The sequence below is a fragment of the Glycomyces sambucus genome, from assembly GCF_900102815.1.
Taxonomy (GTDB): Bacteria; Actinomycetota; Actinomycetes; order Mycobacteriales; family Micromonosporaceae; genus Glycomyces; species Glycomyces sambucus.
Genome location: NZ_FNGF01000003.1, coordinates 205,626 through 225,262 on the forward strand (window position 1 = coordinate 205,626; position 19,637 = coordinate 225,262).

The 19,637-nt window shown below is 71.6% G+C and carries 16 protein-coding genes; 10 read left to right on the forward strand and 6 right to left on the reverse strand.

Features of this window, described 5'->3' with window-relative positions; translation table 11 throughout:
• Window positions 1–31: 31 nt before the first annotated feature.
• A complete protein-coding gene (locus BLS99_RS10655; RefSeq protein ID WP_091048462.1) occupies window positions 32–475 on the forward strand; it encodes a gamma-glutamylcyclotransferase family protein in 444 nt (147 codons plus the stop codon).
• 293 nt (window positions 476–768) lie between these two features.
• Here BLS99_RS10655 and BLS99_RS10660 read toward each other — a convergent pair whose 3' ends face one another.
• Window positions 769–1,959 carry an amidohydrolase gene (locus BLS99_RS10660; protein WP_091048466.1) on the reverse strand — a complete coding sequence of 397 codons (1,191 nt, stop codon included), beginning with the start codon at window positions 1,957–1,959 and terminating at the stop codon, window positions 769–771.
• 536 nt (window positions 1,960–2,495) lie between these two features.
• On the reverse strand, window positions 2,496–4,082 hold the full coding sequence (locus BLS99_RS10665; RefSeq protein ID WP_091048469.1) for an acyl-CoA mutase large subunit family protein: 1,587 nt from the start codon (window positions 4,080–4,082) through the stop codon (window positions 2,496–2,498).
• Window positions 4,083–4,264: 182 nt separating this feature from the next.
• Between BLS99_RS10665 and BLS99_RS26170 the strand changes: the two genes are divergently transcribed.
• Entirely contained in the window at window positions 4,265–6,238 is a 1,974-nt protein-coding gene (locus BLS99_RS26170; protein WP_176953305.1) for a protein kinase domain-containing protein, read from the forward strand.
• Between the two features lie 56 nt (window positions 6,239–6,294).
• A complete protein-coding gene (locus tag BLS99_RS10675; protein WP_091048473.1) occupies window positions 6,295–7,953 on the forward strand; it encodes a phospho-sugar mutase in 1,659 nt (552 codons plus the stop codon).
• A 139-nt stretch (window positions 7,954–8,092) separates the two neighbouring features.
• On the opposite strand, the gene upp is transcribed toward BLS99_RS10675, so the two are convergent.
• Window positions 8,093–8,725 carry a uracil phosphoribosyltransferase gene (gene upp / locus BLS99_RS10680; RefSeq protein WP_091048476.1) on the reverse strand — a complete coding sequence of 211 codons (633 nt, stop codon included), beginning with the start codon at window positions 8,723–8,725 and terminating at the stop codon, window positions 8,093–8,095.
• A 94-nt stretch (window positions 8,726–8,819) separates the two neighbouring features.
• On the opposite strand from upp, the gene deoC reads away from it, so the two are divergent.
• The 7 genes from deoC (at window position 8,820) to BLS99_RS10715 (ending at window position 17,840) form a co-directional block, all read left to right on the forward strand.
• A complete protein-coding gene (gene deoC / locus BLS99_RS10685) occupies window positions 8,820–9,734 on the forward strand; it encodes a deoxyribose-phosphate aldolase (protein ID WP_091048479.1) in 915 nt (304 codons plus the stop codon).
• Window positions 9,735–9,736: 2 nt separating this feature from the next.
• Complete coding sequence (locus tag BLS99_RS10690; protein ID WP_091048483.1) at window positions 9,737–11,155, forward strand: aldehyde dehydrogenase family protein; 1,419 nt, start codon at window positions 9,737–9,739, stop codon at window positions 11,153–11,155.
• Complete coding sequence (locus tag BLS99_RS10695; RefSeq protein WP_091048486.1) at window positions 11,148–12,032, forward strand: aldehyde dehydrogenase family protein; 885 nt, start codon at window positions 11,148–11,150, stop codon at window positions 12,030–12,032. The genes BLS99_RS10690 and BLS99_RS10695 overlap by 8 nt, the downstream gene beginning before the upstream one ends.
• A gap of 142 nt (window positions 12,033–12,174) precedes the next feature.
• Window positions 12,175–13,050, forward strand: coding sequence for a hypothetical protein (locus BLS99_RS10700; protein ID WP_091048490.1), 876 nt, complete (start codon window positions 12,175–12,177; stop codon window positions 13,048–13,050).
• 314 nt (window positions 13,051–13,364) lie between these two features.
• Window positions 13,365–14,930: a hypothetical protein gene (locus BLS99_RS10705; protein WP_143034753.1), complete on the forward strand. Its 1,566-nt coding sequence runs from the start codon at window positions 13,365–13,367 to the stop codon at window positions 14,928–14,930.
• Entirely contained in the window at window positions 14,927–15,352 is a 426-nt protein-coding gene (locus BLS99_RS10710; RefSeq protein WP_091048495.1) for a roadblock/LC7 domain-containing protein, read from the forward strand. Before BLS99_RS10705 ends, BLS99_RS10710 begins: the two co-directional genes overlap by 4 nt.
• Window positions 15,353–15,752: 400 nt before the next feature.
• Window positions 15,753–17,840, forward strand: a complete 2,088-nt coding sequence (locus BLS99_RS10715) for an HNH endonuclease signature motif containing protein (RefSeq protein ID WP_091048498.1) — start codon at window positions 15,753–15,755, stop codon at window positions 17,838–17,840.
• 203 nt (window positions 17,841–18,043) lie between these two features.
• Here BLS99_RS10715 and BLS99_RS10720 read toward each other — a convergent pair whose 3' ends face one another.
• From BLS99_RS10720 to BLS99_RS10730, 3 genes are all read right to left on the reverse strand, one after another.
• Window positions 18,044–18,631, reverse strand: coding sequence for a GTP-binding protein (locus BLS99_RS10720; RefSeq protein WP_091048501.1), 588 nt, complete (start codon window positions 18,629–18,631; stop codon window positions 18,044–18,046).
• A gap of 6 nt (window positions 18,632–18,637) precedes the next feature.
• Window positions 18,638–19,015 carry a DUF742 domain-containing protein gene (locus BLS99_RS10725; RefSeq protein WP_091048505.1) on the reverse strand — a complete coding sequence of 126 codons (378 nt, stop codon included), beginning with the start codon at window positions 19,013–19,015 and terminating at the stop codon, window positions 18,638–18,640.
• A gap of 216 nt (window positions 19,016–19,231) precedes the next feature.
• Entirely contained in the window at window positions 19,232–19,630 is a 399-nt protein-coding gene (locus BLS99_RS10730; protein ID WP_030161947.1) for a roadblock/LC7 domain-containing protein, read from the reverse strand.
• Window positions 19,631–19,637: the final 7 nt, after the last annotated feature.

Sequence of the window (19,637 nt, forward strand, 5' to 3'; positions counted from 1 at the left end):
GTGCGGGCTGGTTTAAGGGTATCTTCGAGTCGTGCATCTCTATGCCGCGTATGGCTCGAATCTCGACCCTGCCCGCATGCGCGCGACCTGCCCGCGGTCGCCGCTGGTCGGGACGGGCTGGCTGGAGGGCTGGCGCCTGACGTTCGGCGGCGCCGACCTGGGCTGGGAGTCCGCGGTCGCGACGGTGGTCGAAGCGCCCGGCGAGCGGGTCTTCGTGTCGCTGTACGACCTCGACCCGGCGGACCGGCAGGTCCTCGACGAGCTGGAGGGCTTCAACTCCAAGCTCTACCGGAAGATGCACACCCAGGCCGCGACGCTGGAGGCGAACCGCCAGGTGTGGCTGTACGTCTTCGAGGGCTTCGAGGGCGGCCTGCCGAGCCAGTGGTACCTCGACGAGATCCTCCGCGCCGCCGAGGCGGCGGGCGCCCCCCAGGACTACGTCGAGACGCTCCGCAAGCGCCCGACCGCCGAGTAGGGCCCGCCGAACACCGGGCCGATGCGCCGAGCCCCGGTCCACCCGGAAGGACGGCGTTCGTGCCGCGACGCTGTCGCACCTGCCGGATACGGTTCGGATAGGGGCGCTTCGGATGTCCGTTTTCTCCTGGACGCTCCGTTCACGTTTCCCGCCGCGACCTGGTGTCGCACCCGCTGGGTAGCGTTGAAAACGGGGGGTCCCCGGGTGCCCGATTCGTCCCGGACGCTCCGTTCACCTTCTGCAGTACGGCGGCGGGGCGGGCGCGATGCGCCCGCCCCGCCGCCGTCGCGGTGCTAGAAGGCCGGGCTCTGGGCCGCGGCCAGGACCGTGTGGGTCATGACGCGGACGCCGTGCGAGAGCGCGGTCTCGTCGATGTCGAAGTTGCCCTGGTGGATGTCGAGGCGCTCGCCGGGGCGGCCGACGCCGAGGCGGGCCATCGCGCCCGGGATCTGCTCCAGGTAGTACGCGAAGTCCTCGCCGCCCATGGACATCGGGGCCTCGACCACCGCCTCCGGGCCGAGCGCGGCGGCGGCCGCGCCCGCGAACATCGCGGAGGCGGAGCGGTCGTTGACGACCGGCGGCACGCCGCGGCGGTAGTCGATCTCGCATTCGACGCCCGAGGCGCGGGCGACCGAGCGCGTGACCTCCTGCACCAGGTCGGGGATCATGTCCCACGTCTCGCGGCCGTGGACGCGCACGGTGGCGCGGGCCAGGGCCTCCTGCGGGATCGCGTTCGCGGCCTCGCCGGCCTGGACCGCGCCGAAGACGATCGCCACGGACTGGCGCGGGTCGAGGCGGCGGTTCACCAGGGCCGGCACGTCGACGACCACGCGCCCGATGGCGTTCACCAGGTCGTGGGTGAGGTGCGGGCGGGAGGTGTGGCCGCCGCGGCCGGCCATGCGGACCTCCATGACGTCGCACGCGGCCGTCAGCGGCCCGTTGCGCACGCCGATCTGCCCGGCCTGGAACTGCGGGTCGCAGTGGAAGGCGAAGATCGCGGCGACGTCGGTGAGCGCCCCGTACTTGATCATCGTGGGCGCACCCGAGGGGAACTGCTCCTCGGACGGCTGGAAGACCAGGCGGAAGCGGCCCGGCAGGCCCTCGCGGCGCTCCAGTTCGTGGAGGACGCGGCCGACGCCGAGGAGCATCGCGGTGTGGGCGTCGTGCCCGCACGCGTGGCAGACGCCCTCGACCGACGACCGGTACGGGACCTGCTTCGGGTCGTTGATCGGCAGGGCGTCCATGTCCGCGCGGATCGCGATCACGCGGTCGCCGGTGCCGATGTCGCAGGTCAGCCCCGTGCCGTCGGGGATGAGCTGCGGTTCGAGGCCGGCCTCGGCCAGGCGCGCGGCGACGTAGTCGGCCGTGTCGTGCTCCTGGCGCGAGAGGCGCGGGTTCGCGTGGATGTGGCGGCGGGCGGCGACGACCTCGGCGGCGTGGGCGGCGAGCCATCCGTCGAGGAAGTCCGGCAGCGGTGTGGACATGACCTGCTCCGAAGCGGTGGTGCCGGGCGAAGCGCTCCCGGCTGCGGTGTCGTGCGAGGGCAAGGCGGCGGGTACCACGAGACACGCCTCCGGTGCGATCGCACTCGGCAGCGGCTCATTCGATTTCGTGGCGGTACCCATCTCGACGACTTTCTCCGCAGTGAGCGTGTACATTTCCTTCGCGCCTCGCAATTCGCGTTCGAGGATCAAAGCCAATGGAAGGCGATTCGGCAAGCTTAATCCGATCGCACTCCGTTGCGGCTAGCGCCGTGATCTGCGACGCCCGGCGGCCGCGACCGGGTCGTCGTGGCGAGCCCGGGGTCACGGCCGCGCGACAGCCGGTCACGGCCCTGTGGGCCGAACCCGCCGTCATAAGGCATAACGCTTGCCGGGCCGAGAAGTTACGGCCGCGATCCGACTTTTGAACGGACGGCGGATGCGTCGCCGGTCGATGACGCATCCGCGGCCAAGTCTTTCCCCGCGAGACGCCCCCTGCAACAGACGCGCTGTGCGCTTCGCCCCTCGCGTCTATTCGCTCACCAGTTGTCGGTCGGGACGTGGCGTCCCCATTCGGCGGCGAGCGCCGCGCACACTTCCCCCACGGTGGCTCCTGCGGCGAGCGCCGTCTTGAGCGGATACAGCACGTTGTCCGTTCCCGAGGCGGCGCGCTTCAAACCGGCGAGGGCGGAGGCGAGCCTCTCAGAGTCGCGTCCGGCGCGGTGCGCGGCGAGGCGGTCGACCTGCGACGCCTCGATCGCGGGGTCCACTTTGAGCGGAGCGTACGGGGCCTCGTCCCCATTGAGGACGTATTTGTTGACGCCGACGACGGTCTGCTCCCCGGAGTCGATGCGCTTGGCCGTCTCGTAGGCGCTGCGCTCGATCTCGCCCTTCTGGAAGCCCTCCTCGATGGCGGCGACGGCCGACCCGTGCGCGAACACGGCGTCGATGAGGCGCAGGGCCTCGGCCTCGACCTCGTCGGTGAGGGCCTCGACGGCGTAGGACCCGGCGAAGGGGTCGACGGTGGCGGTGAGGTCGGTCTCGGCGGCGAGGACCTGCTGGGTGCGCAGGGCCAGGCGCGCGGAGGTGTCGGTGGGCAGGGCGATGGCCTCGTCGTAGGCGTTGGTGTGGAGCGACTGGGTGCCGCCGAGGACGGCGGCGACGGCCTGGACGGTGACGCGGGCGAGGTTGACCTCGGGCTGCTGGGCGGTGAGCTCGACCCCGGCGGTCTGGGTGTGGAAGCGGAGCTTCATCGACCGGGGGTCCTTCGCGCCGAAGCGGTCGCGCATGATGCGGGCCCAGATGCGGCGGGCGGCGCGGAACTTGGCGACCTCGGTGAGGAGCGTGGAGCGGGCCACGAAGAAGAAGGAGAGGCGGGGCGCGAACGCGTCGACGTCGAGGCCCGCGGCGAGGGCGCACTCGACGTACTCGATGCCGTCGGCGAGGGTGAACGCGAGCTCCTGCGCGGGGGTCGCCCCGGCCTCGGCCATGTGGTAGCCGGAGATGGAGATCGTGTTCCACTGCGGCAGTTCGGCGGCGCAGTACGCGAACGTGTCGGCGACCAGGCGCAGGGAGGGCGCGGGCGGGAAGATGTACGTCCCGCGGGCGATGTACTCCTTGAGGATGTCGTTCTGGATCGTGCCGCGCAGCGCGGCCGCGTCGACGCCCTGCTCCTCGGCGACCAGCTGGTACAGGACCAGCAGGACGGCGGCGGGCGCGTTGATCGTCATGGAGGTGGAGACCTCGCCGAGGGGGATGCCGTCGAAGAGGGCGCGCATGTCCGCGAGGGAGTCGACGGCGACGCCGACCTTGCCGACCTCGCCGGCGGCCTCGGGCGCGTCGGAGTCGTAGCCCATCTGGGTGGGCAGGTCGAACGCGACGGACAGGCCGGTGGTGCCGGCGGCCAGGAGGTCCCGGTAGCGCCGGTTGGACTCCGCGGCGGTGGCGAAGCCCGCGTACTGGCGCATGGTCCAGGGCCGCGAGGTGTACATGGTCGGGTGGACGCCGCGCGTGTAGGGGAAGGACCCGGGTTCGCCGAGCCGGTCCGCCAGATCCTCCGCGGCGTCGCTCGGGCCGTAGACGGGCCGGATCTCGATCCCGTCCCGGCCTTGCGGTGACGACTGCATGGCTGACATCCTAGGTGGTGAACCGCGCCTCCGGGAGTCATGGTGCCCCCCGGCGGCGCCTTCGCGCTATCGGAGCCGCCTCCGCCCGGCCCCGTGACCGAGGATCACTTGCGTCTCCCCGGTACAGCGAGGGTGGCCGGGGCGCGGCAGACTAGGGGGGATCCCTCGCGAGGAGTGGTTGCATGACGTACTCATCTGACTACGGTCGCGGTGGTCCCGGCGCCTATGAGGACCCCCGATCCGGCCCGGCGCCGTCCCCTCGGTACAGCACGGAGCCCCCGCAGGGGCGCCAGGGCGGACCGTACGGCGCCGAGCCGCCCGGGCGCGACCCGCACCCCTCCTTCGGGGGGCAGTCGTGGCGCGAGCCCGACGGCTCCGACCCGTACGCGTCGAGCCGCCAGGGCTTCAACCGCGACCCGTACGGCGGGGACTCCTACGGGGACTCCTCGTACCGCCACAGCTCCTCCTACGGCAACTACGGGAACCTGGGCCAGAGCTTCGCCGCCGGCGGCGAGCCGGGGCAGCGCCCGCCCGGGCCCGGCCCGGCCAACCGCGCCCGGCCCGGCGACCTCGTCGGGGACCGGTACCGCCTCGAAGACCTGGTCGGCAAGGGCGGCAACGGGTCCGTGTGGCGCGCCCACGACACGGTGCTGCGCCGCGAGGTGGCCCTCAAAGAGGTGTTCCTGCCCCCGGACCTGCCGCCGCAGGAGCGCGTCCAGCTCATCGACCGCTCCCGGCGCGAAGCGCAGATCGCGGCCGGGCTCTCGCACCCCTCGGTGATCCGGGTGTTCGACGTGGTCGAGCACGCGGGCCTGCCGTGGATCGTCATGGAGCTGCTCCAGTCGCGCAGCCTCGCCGAGATCCTCTCCCAGGACGGGCCGCTCCAGCCGCGCGTGGCCGCGAAGATCGGCCTCGCGCTGGTCGGGGCGCTCCAGGCCGCGCACGACGCGGGGATCATCCACCGCGACGTCAAGCCCGGCAACGTGCTCATCTCCACCGACGGCCGCTGCGTCCTCTCCGACTTCGGTGCGGCGCAGCTCCACCAGGTCTCGGGCGGGACGACGCCCGGGAAGGTCCTCGGCTCGGCGCACTACATCGCGCCCGAACGGGCGGTCGGGCACCCGGCCGAGCCCGCCAGCGACGTGTTCAGCCTCGGCGTGACCCTGTACGCCGCGGTCGAGGGGCGCCCGCCGTTCGACCGGGGCGACGCCGTCTCGACGATGCGCGCGGTCGTGCAGGAGCCGCCGGAGAGCCCCCGCAACGCCGGGCCGCTCACCCGGCTCCTCGGCGGGATGCTCGCGAAGGACCCGGGGGCGCGCATGGTGCTCCCCCAGGTCCGCGACGAGCTCCAGGCGCTGCTCGCCGGCCCCCTCGGGGGCGCGGGCGGACCGGGCCACCAGTCCCCGCCGTACCGCGGCGCGGGCGCCTCCTCGGGCTTCCAGGAGGTCTCGCCCCCGCACACCGGCGCGCGCCCGCGGGTGCGCGAACCCGAGCCCGAACCCGAGCGCGGGAACCCGTGGAGGTCCGGTGCGGTCATCGCGATCTGCGTCCTGCTGGTGCTCGTCCTCGGCTGGGGCGCCTACAAGCTCCTCACCGGCGACGGCGGCGGGAGCGGCGCGGAGGACCCGGGCACGAGCGAGGAGGCCGGGGAGGGCGGCGAGTCCCCCGAGGGCGGCGGCGAGTCGCCGGAGGGCGAGGGCGGCTCCGCGCCGTTCGAGACCGCCGTCTACGAGGGCGACGGGTTCACCGTCGAGCACCCCGCGGACTGGCCCGAGGGCGAGGGCGGCGACGACCACGTGCTGTTCTTCAACCCCGAGGACGAGACGCAGTGGGTGCGGATCTACGCGGCGTCCGAGAAGGGCGCGGGCGACCCCGAGGGCTACCTGGGCGACTACTTCGACGGGCTCCCCGCCGAGATGACCGACCTGGAGCAGGTCCGGTTGGAGGGCATCGAGTTCGCCGGGCTGAGCGGCACGGTCCTGGAGTACACCGGCACGAACCTCGACGAGGCCGGGGCCGAGCGGCACTCGGTGTGGGCCATCGTGGACGCCGGCGACGGGACGACGTTCGGGGTGTTCGTGTCCGGCGACGCGGATGCATGGGATCTATCACAGGCGGTGTTCGACACGGCCGTGGCTTCGTTCCAGACCGGCTGAGGCCACACCGTCCGCAACACCGGTCTCCCAGGCTGCGGATATGCGACCATTTCCCCATGACCGACCAGACCAAGCTCGACGCGCTGCGAGCCGAAGCGCTGCAGTGGATCACCGACGACCCCGACAAGGACGGCCGCGACGAGCTCTACCGGCTCCTCGACGGACTGCCGGAGACCGCCGACGAGTTGGCCGACCGCTTCTCGGGGCGCCTGAAGTTCGGCACCGCCGGGCTGCGCGGCCCGCTCCGCGCGGGCCCCAACGGGATGAACCTCGCGGTGGTGCGCGCCGCCGCGGCCGGCCTCGCGAACTGGCTGGACGCCAAGGGCGCCGACGGCCCCGTCGTCATCGGCTACGACGCGCGGCACGGCAGCCGCGACTTCGCGGTCGAGACCGCCCGCGTCGTCACCGGCTCGGGGCGCCGGGCGCTGCTCATGCCCGGGCCGCTGCCGACCCCGGTGACCGCGTTCGCGGTGACCCGCCTCGACGCCGCGGCCGCGGTCCAGGTGACCGCGAGCCACAACCCGCCGCAGGACAACGGGTACAAGGTGTACCTGGGCCGGGAACTGGGCGGCGAGCTCGGCGCGGGCGCGCAGATCGTTCCGCCCGCCGACACCGAGATCGAGGCCGCGATCGAGGCGCTCGGGCCGCTCTCGGAGATCCCCCTCGGCGACGAGGGGGAGACCCTCGACGAGTCGGTGCTCGACGCGTACCTCGCGGCGGTCGCCTCCGTGGTCGACCCCGACGACCCCAAGCGGCTCGCGTCGGTCGCGACCCCGATGCACGGCGTCGGCGGCGCCACGCTCGTCAAGGCGATGGTGCGCGCGGGCTTCCCCGCGCCCGCGCTCGTGCCCGAGCAGGCCGAACCGGACGCAGACTTCCCCACGGTCGCGTTCCCCAATCCCGAGGAGCCGGGCGCGATCGACCTGCTCAAGGCGCTCGCGGTCGAGGAGGGCGCCGACGTGGCGCTCGCGCTCGACCCCGACGCCGACCGCTGCTCGGTGGCCGTCCCCACCGGCGACGGCGGGTGGCGCCAGCTCTCGGGCAACGAGGTCGGCGTGCTCCTCGCCGACCACTGGATGCGCAAGGGCCGCAAGGGGACGTACGCGACCACGATCGTGTCCACGACGCAGCTCAAGGCCATGTGCGCGGCGCGCGGCTTCGGCTACATGGAGACCCTGACGGGCTTCAAGTGGCTGGCGCGCACCAGCGGCGACCTCGCGTTCGCGTTCGAGGAGGCCCTGGGGTACTGCGTGGCGCCGGAGTTCCTGCGCGACAAGGACGGCATCTCCGCGTCCCTCGTGGTCGCCGAGATCGCCGCCGGGCAGGCCGCCCGCTTCGCGACCCTCCAGGACCGGCTCGACGAGCTCGCCGAGGAGTTCGGGGTGTACGAGACCGGGCAGCTCTCGGTGCGGGTCGAGGACCTGGACGAGATCGCGGCGTGCATGAAGCGCCTGCGCGCCAACCGGCCCGCGTCGCTGCTGGACGAGCCGGTCGTCGACTACCTCGACCGGATGCCCGAGGCCGACGTCGTCACGATCACCACCGCCGACGCGCGCGTGGTCTGCCGCCCGTCCGGCACCGAGCCGAAGCTCAAGGCGTACCTCGAGGTCCGCGAGGAGGTCGGAGGCGACCTCCAGGCCGCCCGCGAGCGCGCCCGCGCGGGCGTGGAGGCCCTGCGGGCCGAGGTCGCCGGCATCCTCGGCGTGCCGCACTAGACGAGAACGCGGAACGGGGGCCGGGCGCATCGCGCCCGGCCCCCGTTTCGTTTCGCGCGTCATGTTCAGGAGCGACACGCCCTCACAAAAATGATGAGGCCGAGCGCACATCGCGCCCGGCCTCTCGTTCGCGTCGGGGTCAGAAGCGGCGGTAGGCGCCGAACTGGCGGTCGCCGGCGTCGCCGAGGCCGGGGACGATGTACGCCTTGTCGTTCAGCTCGGGGTCGACGGCGGCGGTGGTCATGCGCATGGCGATGCCCGAGCCGGCGAGCTTCGCGATGCCGTCGGGCGCGCACAGGACCGACACGAGGTCGATGTCGGTGCAGCCGCGGGCGGCGATCATCTCGCAGCAGCGCAGGAGCGAGCCGCCGGTGGCGACCATCGGGTCGAGCACGATGACGTGGCGCCCGGCCAGGTCGTCGGGCAGGGACTCCATGTAGGCGTAGGGCTCGTGGGTCTCCTCGTCGCGCGCGAGGCCGACGAAGCCCATCGACGCGTCGGGGATCATGGCCTGCGCGGCGTCGGCCATGCCGAGTCCGGCGCGCAGGACCGGTACGAGGACCGGGGGGTTGCCCAAGCGGTAGCCCTTGGCGGGCGCCACCGGGGTCCTGATCGCGTACTCGGCCACGGCCGCGTCGCGGGTGGCCTCGTAGACGAGCATCATGGTGAGCTCGTGCAGGGCGGCTCGGAACCGCGGTGAGTCCGAGCGCTCGTCGCGCATGGCGGTGAGCCGGGCGGCGGCGAGCGGGTGTTCGACGATCTTGACATCCACGGTTCATAACCTTAACGCCCAGTTCGCCGCGCTAATGTGAGCTGGTCACCACCGGGTGGTCCAGCGGTCTCCAGGGAACGGATACGATCGGGTCATGGGATCAATTCTGAGCGGCGCCGAGGCCGCCTCCCTCGTCCGCGCCCTCCCGGGCGTCGACGCGGTCGGCCTCGAGGCGCGCGCGGCGGGGCTGTCGACCCGCTCGGTCAAGACGACGTCGAAGGCGCAGGTGATCGACCTGGCCATCAGCATGATCGACCTCACCACGCTCGAAGGCGCCGACACCCCCGGCAAGGTCCGCTCCCTCGCCGCGAAGGCGATGCGGCCCGACGGCGACGCGCCCGCCACCGCCGCGGTGTGCGTCTACCCGTCGATGGTCGCCGCCGCGAAGGACGCCCTCCAGGGCTCCGAAGTCAAGGTCGCGTCCGTCGCCACCGGCTTCCCCGCCGGGCAGGTCCCGCTCGACGTGCGGCTCGCCGACACCGAGTCCGCGGTGCGCGCCGGGGCCGACGAGATCGACATGGTCATCAACCGCGGCGCGTTCCTCGCCGGGGACCTCGAACGGGTCTACCAGGAGATCCGGGCCGTCAAGGCCGCCGCCGGGGACGCCCGCCTCAAGGTCATCCTCGAGACCGGCGAGCTCGCCACCTACGACGCGGTGCGCCGGGCCTCGTGGCTCGCGATGTACGCGGGCGCCGACTTCATCAAGACCTCCACCGGCAAGGTGGGCGTCAACGCGACCCTGCCGGTGACGCTGCTGATGATGCAGGCCGTGCGCGACTACCGCGCCGCCACGGGCGTCCAGGTCGGCGTCAAGCCCGCCGGCGGCATCCGCAACACCAAGGACGCGGTCAAGTACCTCGTCACCGTGAACGAGGTCCTCGGCGACGACTGGCTGTCGAACGAGTGGTTCCGCTTCGGCGCGTCCAGCCTCCTCAACGACCTCCTCATGCAGCGCCAGAAGCTCAAGACCGGCCACTACTCCGGCCCCGACTACGTGACGGTGGACTAGCCATGTTCGAGTACGCCCCCGCGCCCGAGTCGGTGCGGCCGCAGATCAAGGAGCACTACGGGCTCTTCATCGACGGCGAGTTCGTCGACGCCGAGTCCGACTTCAAATCGGTGAACCCCGCCACCGAGGAGGTCCTGTTCACCGTCGCCGAGGCCGACGAGGCCGACGTCGCGAAGGCCGTCGCCGCCGCCCGGCGCGCGTACGAGACCGTGTGGGGCCCCATGAGCGGCACCGAGCGCGGCAAGTACCTGTTCCGCATCGCCCGCCTCCTCCAGGAGCGCGCCCGCGAGTTCGCCGTCGCCGAGTCCCTCGACAACGGCAAGCCCATCAAGGAGACCCGCGACTTCGACGTGCCGACCGCGGCGCAGCACTTCTTCTACCACGCGGGCTGGGCCGACAAGCTCGCCTACGCGGGGCACGGGCCCGACCCGCGCCCGCTCGGCGTCGTCGGCCAGGTCATCCCGTGGAACTTCCCGCTGCTCATGCTCGCGTGGAAGATCGCGCCCGCGCTCGCGTGCGGGAACACGGTGGTGCTCAAGCCCGCCGAGACCACGCCGCTGACCGCGCTCATGTTCGCCGAGCTGTGCCAGGAGGCCGACCTGCCCCCGGGCGTGGTCAACATCCTCCCCGGCGCGGGCGCCGCCGGCGCCGCGGTCGTCGACAGCGCCGTGGACAAGGTCGCGTTCACCGGCTCCACCGCCGTCGGCCGCGCCATCGCCAAGGCCGTCGCCGGGTCCGAGAAGAAGGTGACGCTCGAACTCGGCGGCAAGGCCGCGAACATCGTGTTCGACGACGCCCCGATCGACCAGGCCGTCGAGGGCATCGTCAACGGCATCTTCTTCAACCAGGGCCACGTGTGCTGCGCCGGCTCGCGCCTCCTCGTCCAGGAGTCCGTCGCCGACGACGTGCTGGAGCGCCTGAAGGAGCGCGTCGCCACCCTCCGCGTCGGCGACCCCCTCGACAAGAACACCGACATCGGCGCCATCAACTCCGCCGCGCAGCTCGAGCGCATCACCGCCCTCACCGAGGCCGGGCGCGGCGAGGGCGCCGACGTGTGGCAGCCCGCCTGCGACCTGCCTGAGCAGGGTTTCTGGTTCCGCCCCACCGTGTTCACCGGCGTCCAGCAGTCCATGCGGATCGCGCAGGAGGAGATCTTCGGGCCGGTGCTCAGCGTCCTGACGTTCCGCACCCCCGACGAGGCGATCGCCAAGGCCAACAACACGCCCTACGGGCTGTCGGCCGGGGTGTGGACCGAGAAGGGCTCCAAGATCCTGTGGGCCGCCGAGCGGCTGCGCGCGGGCGTGGTGTGGGCCAACACGTTCAACCGGTTCGACGCCGCCAGCCCCTTCGGCGGCCTGAAGGAGTCCGGATACGGCCGCGAAGGCGGCCGCCAGGGACTGGAGGCGTACCTCGATGTCTGAACACGCTGAGCGACTGCGGGTGAAGAAGACCTACAAGCTGTACCTCGGCGGGAAGTTCCCCCGCTCGGAGTCCGGAAGGAGCTACCCGGTGAGCAGCCCCGACGGCGCCGAGCTCGCGAACGCCGCGCTCGCCAGCCGCAAGGACGCCCGCGACGCCGTCGCCGCCGCCCGCAAGGCCCAGCGGCCCTGGGCCGGGCAGACCGCGTACCTGCGCGGGCAGATCCTCTACCGCGCCGCCGAGATGCTCGAAGGCCGCGCCGGCCAGTTCGCCGAAGAACTCGCCGACGCCACCGGCGCGGACGCGCACGACGCCCTCGGCACCGTCGAGGCCGCGATCGACCGGCTCGTCCACTACGCGGGCTGGACCGACAAGTACGCCTCTGTCCTCGGCGGCGCCAACCCCGTCGCCGGGCCGTACTTCAACCACACCACGCCCGAGGCGCTCGGCGTCGTCGCCGCCGTCGCCCCGCACGACGACCCGCTCCTGGGACTGGTCGACGCGTTCGCGCCCGCCATCGCCGCCGGGAACACCGTCGTCGTCCTCGCCAGCGAGGCGAAGCCGCTGCCGGCCCTGAGCCTCGGCGAGGTCCTGGCGACCTCCGACCTGCCCGGCGGGGTCGTGAACCTGCTGAGCGGCAAGACCGCCGAGGTCGCGCCGCACCTCGCGTCCCACGCCGACGTCAACGGCCTCGACCTCACCGGGGTCGCCGACACCGCGCTCGCCGCCGACCTCGAGGCCGCCGCCGCCCAGACCCTCAAGGTCGTCCGGCGCCCCGGCCGGGGCGCCGACGCGCTCGACCTGCTGCGCCAGTGGACCGAGTACAAGACCGTGTGGCACCCGGCCGGAATGGCCGCGGGCGCGGGCGGGGCGTACTAGCAACCGAAACGGAGGGCCTTTTCGCAGTGGCGGAAGGGCCCTCCGCGCTATCCACAAAGAAAAGCGCACACCGGATGCGGAGCGGTGCGCACTCGGGTCGTAGGCTGTTCCCCAGCTAGACGACCTACGGGAGGGACGCGACATGGCGGCCGAATCTGACGCGCCGGAGCGCGGCGCCGAGACCGAGAAGCTCTGGAACGAGACCGGGGTGGACCCGGTCGAACTCCACCTGGGCAAGGACTCGGGGTACACCCTGCGCGCCTACCGGATGTCGGACACCCTCCCGGGTGCGAAGGCGGACCGGGACGCGGCCGAGGACGACGACACCGTTGACGGCACCGACGAAGACGACGACGAGGGCGCCGAGGCCCTCGACGCCCTGGACCCGGACGGCGACCGCGAGCGGCCCGAGGCCGACGACGAGCGGGTGCTCCCCGAGGACCCCGACGCCGGCGAGCCCGACCCGGCCGACTTCGAGGACGAGGCCCCCGAGGCCGACGAGGCCGAGGAGGAGGACGCCCTCGACGCCGAGCCCGAGGAGGTCCCGGTCTTCCTGACCCGCAAGGGGAAGCTGCTGGTGTTCCGCGAGCGGGCCGCCCTCGTCGCGTACGTCAAGGGCAACGACGACCACGACCTCGCCGTCATCGACGAGTACGCCGACCTCCGGGACCGCGTGGACGTGGACGACATCGTCTGTGACGAGAACGACATCTACGAGCTCGACCTCGTCGTCGCGAACCTCCGCGGCGGCCAGGAGGGCTGGGAGCCCGAGCTGCTCATCAAGGCCGCCGAGGCCGGCCGCGACCTCGGGTACGCGCTCAAGAACGACTCCGTCGTCGCCGCGCTCGCGCCCGGGTCCCCCCTCGACGACCTCGACGAGACCTTCCGCATCGTCGCCGAAGGCGGCCTCAAGGGCAGGTTCGCCAAGCGCCGCCTCAAGCGCAACGACCCGCAGCAGGCGGCCATCGCCTGGCGCGGCGTCATCGCGAAGATCAACGACCATGTGGAATGGCGCTGACCGCACGCCGGTCAATCCACCGAACAGCCCATTGCGGATGGGCCGCCGAGTCCGAATTCCGGAGCCGCCGCGCCTGTCGCGCGGCGGCTCCGCTGCGTCATTCCACAAGGGAACACCCAGGTCGCGACTGCCAGCGAATTGACGGTTATGCCTGCTATGACCTTCGCTCCGTAGGTGAACCCGCACTGGTTGTCCGCTTGCAGAACCGAGTATTCTGCGGAAAACTGATAACGGACTGGTAAAAACGGGCCGGGCTCCAGCCCCGGCGACAGGGGACAGCGCCGGCTGCGCGCCCTACGAGAGGAGCTCCGCGGGTGCAAGTGTTCTGCGGCATCACCACCGACCAGCAGGTGTCCGGGGCCGGGCACGGCGACACCGCGTGCGCCGTCGCCCTCGTCGCCGCGGGCGGCAGCCTCATCGCCACCGACACGTTCGGCGACGATCCGCGCGGCTGGGTCCGCCTCAACGGCCTCCTCGCCAGGTCGGCCCCCGGCCAGTCGGTCTCGGTCGCGGTGGACGGCGACGTCCTCCAGCTCGCCGAGTTCGCCGCCGCCGCCGGACAGCTCGTGGTCCGCGCCGACATCCCCGCCTCCCGCTCCAAGGACGCCCTCGACGACGCCATCGCGATCGCCCGCGGACTCGCCACCGGCGAGGTCGCCGGGCCGCCGCTCGCCGCACGCCCTGAGATGGCCGCTCTGCGCCCCATCCTGGACACGGTGGCCTCGGCCGCCAGGGCCCGCCACGACGCGGCAGAGGCGCTCACGTGCCTCCTGCGCGCGGTCTTCCCGGCGGCGCTGGCCGCGTGGGACGACCCGAGCGAGGCCAACGCCGTCGCGATCCTCACCCGGCTCCCGCAGCCCGGTGCGCTCCAGTCCATCTCGACCGAGGAGCTCGCCGCCGACCTCGCGACCGTGGCCGACCCCGGCCAGGTCGCCGCGATGGCCGGCGCGCTCACCGAGGCGATCCGGGAGATCGGCGGCGGGGACGACCCGTCGGTGGCCCCCTCCGTCTCCGCGACCGCCGACGCGGTCTCGGCATGGGACCGGTCCCTGGAGGGCCTCATCGGCCTGCTGCAGGCCAAGCGGCCCAAACCCGAAGCGGCGCCGCACGTCTCGCAGCCGCTCCCCCACCAGTCGCAGCCGCAGGTGCCGCAGCCGCAGGAGGACCGCACCGCGGCCGCCCGCAGGCGCGGCCGCGGGCACGACACCGACACGCACCGGACCGTCCGCCTCCCCGGGGACCTGCCCGACCGCCAGAGCCTGCGGGCCCTGGACCCGGCCTCGCAGCTCCACTCGGTGCTGCCGGACCTCGAAGCGACGCAGGTCATCCCGGACTCGTTCTCGTCGCCGTCGATGCAGCAGCCGGTCGACTCCGAAGGCGGGCACACCCGCTCGATCCGGCGCCGCCGGGCCGAGCCGGCCGAGCTCCCCCACAACGACGACGCGCCGCGCCGCCACCCGTGGCAGCCGCGCGAGGACGTCAACATCGTCGACGTGGCGAGCCTCGCCGCCGACGACGACGGCCTGCTCATCTTCGGCCAGGCCAAGAGCGCCTGGTTCAAGCGGCCCGAGAGCGAAGAGCCCGAGACCGAGTCGTGGAACCTCCCCGGCGACGACGGGTGGCGCACCGCCCGCTCGGCCACCGAGTCCCCCGCGACCGAGGAGCCGACTACGGCGGCGGGCCTGCCGCGGCGCAAGCCGCAGGCGAACCTCGTCCCAGGCGCGGTCGTCGCCGACGAGCACCCGCGCTTCGACGAGCCGATCGACCGCGACCCGGAGCTGCTGGCGCAGAACACCGCCGGTTACTTCCGGGGCTGGGGCCGCGCTCGCGGCGGACGTCCCGGCATGGCGTCGCGGACGGAGAGGATGGCGGCCCGATGAGCGCCAATCTGGGCGTCTACGAGCGGTCCCTGAGCATGCTGCTCGGGTCGCTGGTGGCGCGCACTCCGGGGCTGTCGCACGCGGTCCTGGTGAGCGTCGACGGGCTGCCGCTCGCAGTGTCCGCCGGGCTGCCCAAGGAGCGCGCCGACCAATTGGCGGGCATCGGGTCCGGACTCCTGTCGATCGGCGAGGGTGCCGGGCGTTCGATGGACCACGGTCCGGCGCAGCAGGTCATCGTCGAGATGGCCGAGGGCGTGCTGCTCGCGGCTCCGGTCGGGCCGCAGATCTGCCTGACGCTGCTGGCGGTGTCGCAGTGCGACCGCGAGCAGCTCGGGTACGAGCTGGGGCAGTTCACGATGCAGGTGGGGCCGCTCCTCAACGAGGCCCTGACCAACACCGGCTCGATCCCGAAGGTCGTCTGAGGCGGGTCTTCGGAGCAAGCGCATGCACGGCCCTGGGGCGTGAGCCTCGGGGTCGTTTTGCGTCGTCTCATGGTTCGGTTTTGTTGGTGGCCTTGAGGTGTCGGTGGGGTCTTGGTCAGAGCGGCGGCGACGAAGGGGGAGGTTGGACTCGGCCTCCGTTGTCGGCCATGGGGTGTCGCTCGGGCCCGAGTCCTGAGGCGGCGACGAAGAGGTCAGACGGTTCTCGACTTCCGTTGGCGGCCTTCGGGTTCGACTTGGGCTCGGGGCGAACAATCCTCATCAAAGTTCACTCTTCAGGGTGTTGGCACCTCTCTCAACATCAGTCACAATTGAGTCACAACCATCGAACAGGCACACGGAAAACAGCAAGGCATTCGAGAACAGAACGGGGGTGACACCGATGGCGACCAATCCGAGCGACCAGGCCCAGGCCATCAGGACCACCCTCGAATCCGCTGCCGACCTCATCAACGCCCAGTACGCTCAGGTGCTCTCCGCGGTCATCGCGATGAAGCAGGCGAACCTCCACCGCACCGCCTTCGGCTACTCGGCCCTGCGCGACCTGTTGCTCTCCCAGTTCGACTTCACCTATGCGACAGCGGGTTCGATCGCTGCCATCGCACGGCTGTCGACGAAGTTCCGGACGCTGGCGGCAGCAGCCACCTCAGGCAGGGCGAGGATCGACCAGGTCGCCTACGCAGTACGGCAGTTGGACAAGACTCCGGCAATGCGACTGTTCGCCCGCACCCCCTTCCGGGAACCGGTGGCCTCCCCCTTCGATGCGGACACCCTCTGCGCGACACCCGAACACCTGATCGCCGAGTACTGCGAGCACGCCCCCTTCAAGGACCTCCAGCGCCACTTGGACGAGCTGGCGGCGCACCTGGCCGAGGAAGACGAACTCCTCGACGGCCTCGGCGAGCAGTCCCTCCAGTGGATCGAACTCGCGGAGCAGGGCAACGGCATGTGGGCGCTGTCGGGCGAGCTGTCGTGGGACACCGGCCTCCTGCTGGACAAGTACCTTCAGACCGCCTGCCCGCCTCCGCGCCAGGAGGAAGCCGAATCCGAGCCCGGTGAAACGACCGGACTGCTCCCCGCCGCACCCAACCGCCACGCCGAAGCCCTCCACCAACTCCTCGCCGGATACGGCTCCTCCCCCGAAGCGGCGAAGCGCCACGGCCACACCGCCACGCTCGACCTGACCGTCGACATCCACGCCCTCCAGGGCCGGCACACCGGCCAGGCCGACACGAGCGCCGAAGCAACGGGCGCGACATCACAGCAGGGCCCGGGCACCACCCGCACGCCGCTCTTGGAAGGCCGACCGATCAGCATCGCCAAGGCCCGCCTGCTCGCCTGCGACACCAAGGTCATCCCCTCGGTCTTCGACTACGAAAGCGGCGAAGCGATCGAACTCGGCCGCACCGCCCGCCTCCCTAACGCCTCGCTGCGCAGAAAGCTCGAACTCGAACAACGTGACGGCTGCGCTTGGAACGGTTGTTCGCGGCCGGTGGCCTGGGCCGAGGCGCACCACATCGTGCACTGGGCGGACGGCGGTGAGACGAACGCCGACAACCTGATCCTCCTGTGCCGCTTCCACCATGGTCGGATCCACACCATGGGCTGGAGCGTCGAGAAGACCGGGCCCGGTCAGGCGGTCATCACTCACCACGACCACCTTCTGATCGAGGACGGGAATGCCGGGCAGGGCGGGTGCGGGTGCGCGGACTGGCGCAGCGATACCGACATCGACGCCGAGAACCAGGGTTCCGACTGGGATGTGTTCCCGACCGGGCTCTATCGGTCCGAGTGGTCCGAGGGGCTGAAACCGGACCTCGATGCCAGAGCCGAAGCGGCCGAGAGGCAACGTGCCCTGGCCGCCATCAGAGCAGCCCGAGCCAAATGCCGAGACAGATTCGCACCACCCCAGGTGCCGGGCAAGACCGCACCACCCGAGACCGCAGGGAAGGCGGCACCTCCTGAAGCGCCCGGCCCTGCGAAGTCGACAGCACGACCGGTCGATCCCGGAGACCTCGGCGACCCGCCCTTCTTAGGCCGCCCGCTCCGGACCGGCCGGGGCGGGGGAAGGGAAGGCCCGCAAGTGCAATGCCTCCCAGCTCGGACCCCACCAGGTCCGGGCCCACCGCCACGCCCAGGCCCGGAGTACCGACCCGCTCCCCCGCCCACCTCACCCTCGCTGCCTCAGGACCTGCACCCGCACAACGCAGAAGGTCGAAAGACCCGCCCACATACCCACCCGCCTTCGCTGCCCCAAGACCCGCACTGGTGCGAGGCGGAGACTTGGAGCGCCACCCCGAAGACCCACCCGCCGTCGCCGCCTCAAGACCTGTACCCACGCAGCGCGGAAAGCCGAAGCGCCGCCTCCGAATCGCCCGCCCTTCGCCGCTTCAAGACCCGCACCCACGCAACGCGGAGAGCCGAAGACGTCACACCGGAATCAACCCGCCGTCATCGCTGCCCGCTCTGACTCGCACCCGCTCGGCGCAGGAGCCCGGGGACTCGGCTCGGGATGCACACGACGAGCCCGAGAACAAGTGCCCTGCACAGCAAAAGGCCCGAGGCGTTGCCTCGGGCCTTCGCTATGGTCCAGGTGGTTCGGGTCAGCCTAGACGGTCGCCGCGCTCAGGCGCGGTTCCCGGTTGTGGTCGTCGTGCGTCCGTCTGTGGGCACTTAGTGGACGCCGACGGTGCGGGTGCGCCGCATCGACAGCACGTACTCGACGAGCTTGATGAGCACCTGCTTGGTGGACTCGCGGTTGCGCGCGTCGGTGTACACCACGGGGACGTCCTGCGAGATCTGCAGTGCGTCGCGGATGTCCTGGATCTCGTGGAGCTGCTTGCCGTCGAAGCAGTTCACGGCCACCAGGTACGGGAGCTTGCGGTGCTCGAAGAAGTCGATGACCGAAAAGCAGTCGGCGAGGCGCCGCGTGTCGACCAGGACGATGGCGCCGATCGCGCCGCGCACCAGCTCGTCCCACATGAACCAGAAGCGGGTCTGGCCCGGGGTGCCGAACAGGTACAGGATCAGGTCCTGGTCGATCGTGATGCGGCCGAAGTCCATCGCGACGGTGGTCGTCGCCTTGTCGGGCACCAGGTTGTTGTCGTCGACGCCCTCTGAGGCGGAGGTCATGATCGCCTCGGTCGTCAACGGGGTGATCTCGGAGACCGAGCCGACCAAGGTCGTCTTGCCGACGCCGAAGCCACCGGCGATGACGATCTTGGCAGAGGTCACACGAGAGGTGTCTGCGGGTGAGTTCATTAGGGTCTATAGCCTCCTGAGTCCACTGAGAACGCGCTCAAGGAGCTCGGTTCCGACCGATCCGTCGCCGCCGTCCGCGTCGAAACCGGTGGGTTCGTGCACTGCCAACAAGCCGTCGGCCGCCATGTCGGCGACCAGCACGCGGGCGACGCCGAGCGGCACCTCCATGCGTGCGGCGATCTCGGCCAGCGACTGCAGCCGGCCGCCGCACAGGTCGACGATCACCTTCTGCTCCCTGCCGCCGAGGAACTGCCCGGACCGGCCGCGCGCGGTGGTCTCCACCAGCGCTTCGAGGGCGATCTCCAATTGGGGCCGCGTGCGGCCGCGCGTGACCGCGTACGGTCTGACGAGTGAGCCAGTAGGCTCATCACCACCGAGGACCATTGTTACCTCCAACCACGGCACTTGATCCCACAATCCTTGTGCCGCAGTCTTGTCAGTTATCCATGTACCGCGTGCCCGGGGAGGCACCGGCCCGTCGCCTGGGGATGCGACGGAGGGGTTCTTGTTCAGTTCGTCCCACTCGTGCTGCGTTCCGCTCGAATGGAGCCTACCGTGCCGCAACCCGTTGCGCCAAGCGCGCACCGGAAGCGGCCCGGATCAGCTTCGGGCCGAAGGCGTCAGGGCCTGGCCGACCCGGTCGACCAGGAGGGCCATCTCGTAGCCGACCTGGCCCACGTCGCAGTTCTTCGACGCCAGCACCGCGAACGAGGAACCGTCGCTGATGGACATCAGGAACAGGAATCCACGGTCCATCTCGACCACCGTCTGGAGGACGGCGCCGCCCTCGAAGCAGCGGGACGCGCCCTGGGTCAGGCTCACCAGACCCGAGGTCACCGCCGACAGCTGGTCGGCGCGGTCCCTTGGCAGGTCCCGGGAGGACGCCAGCAGCAGACCGTCGGCGCTGACCGCGACGGCGTGGGCCACGCCCGGCACGCGTTCGGCGAAGCCGGCCAGCAGCCAGCCCAGGTCCTGGACCGAGGTTCCACCAGTGCTCATCGTTTGC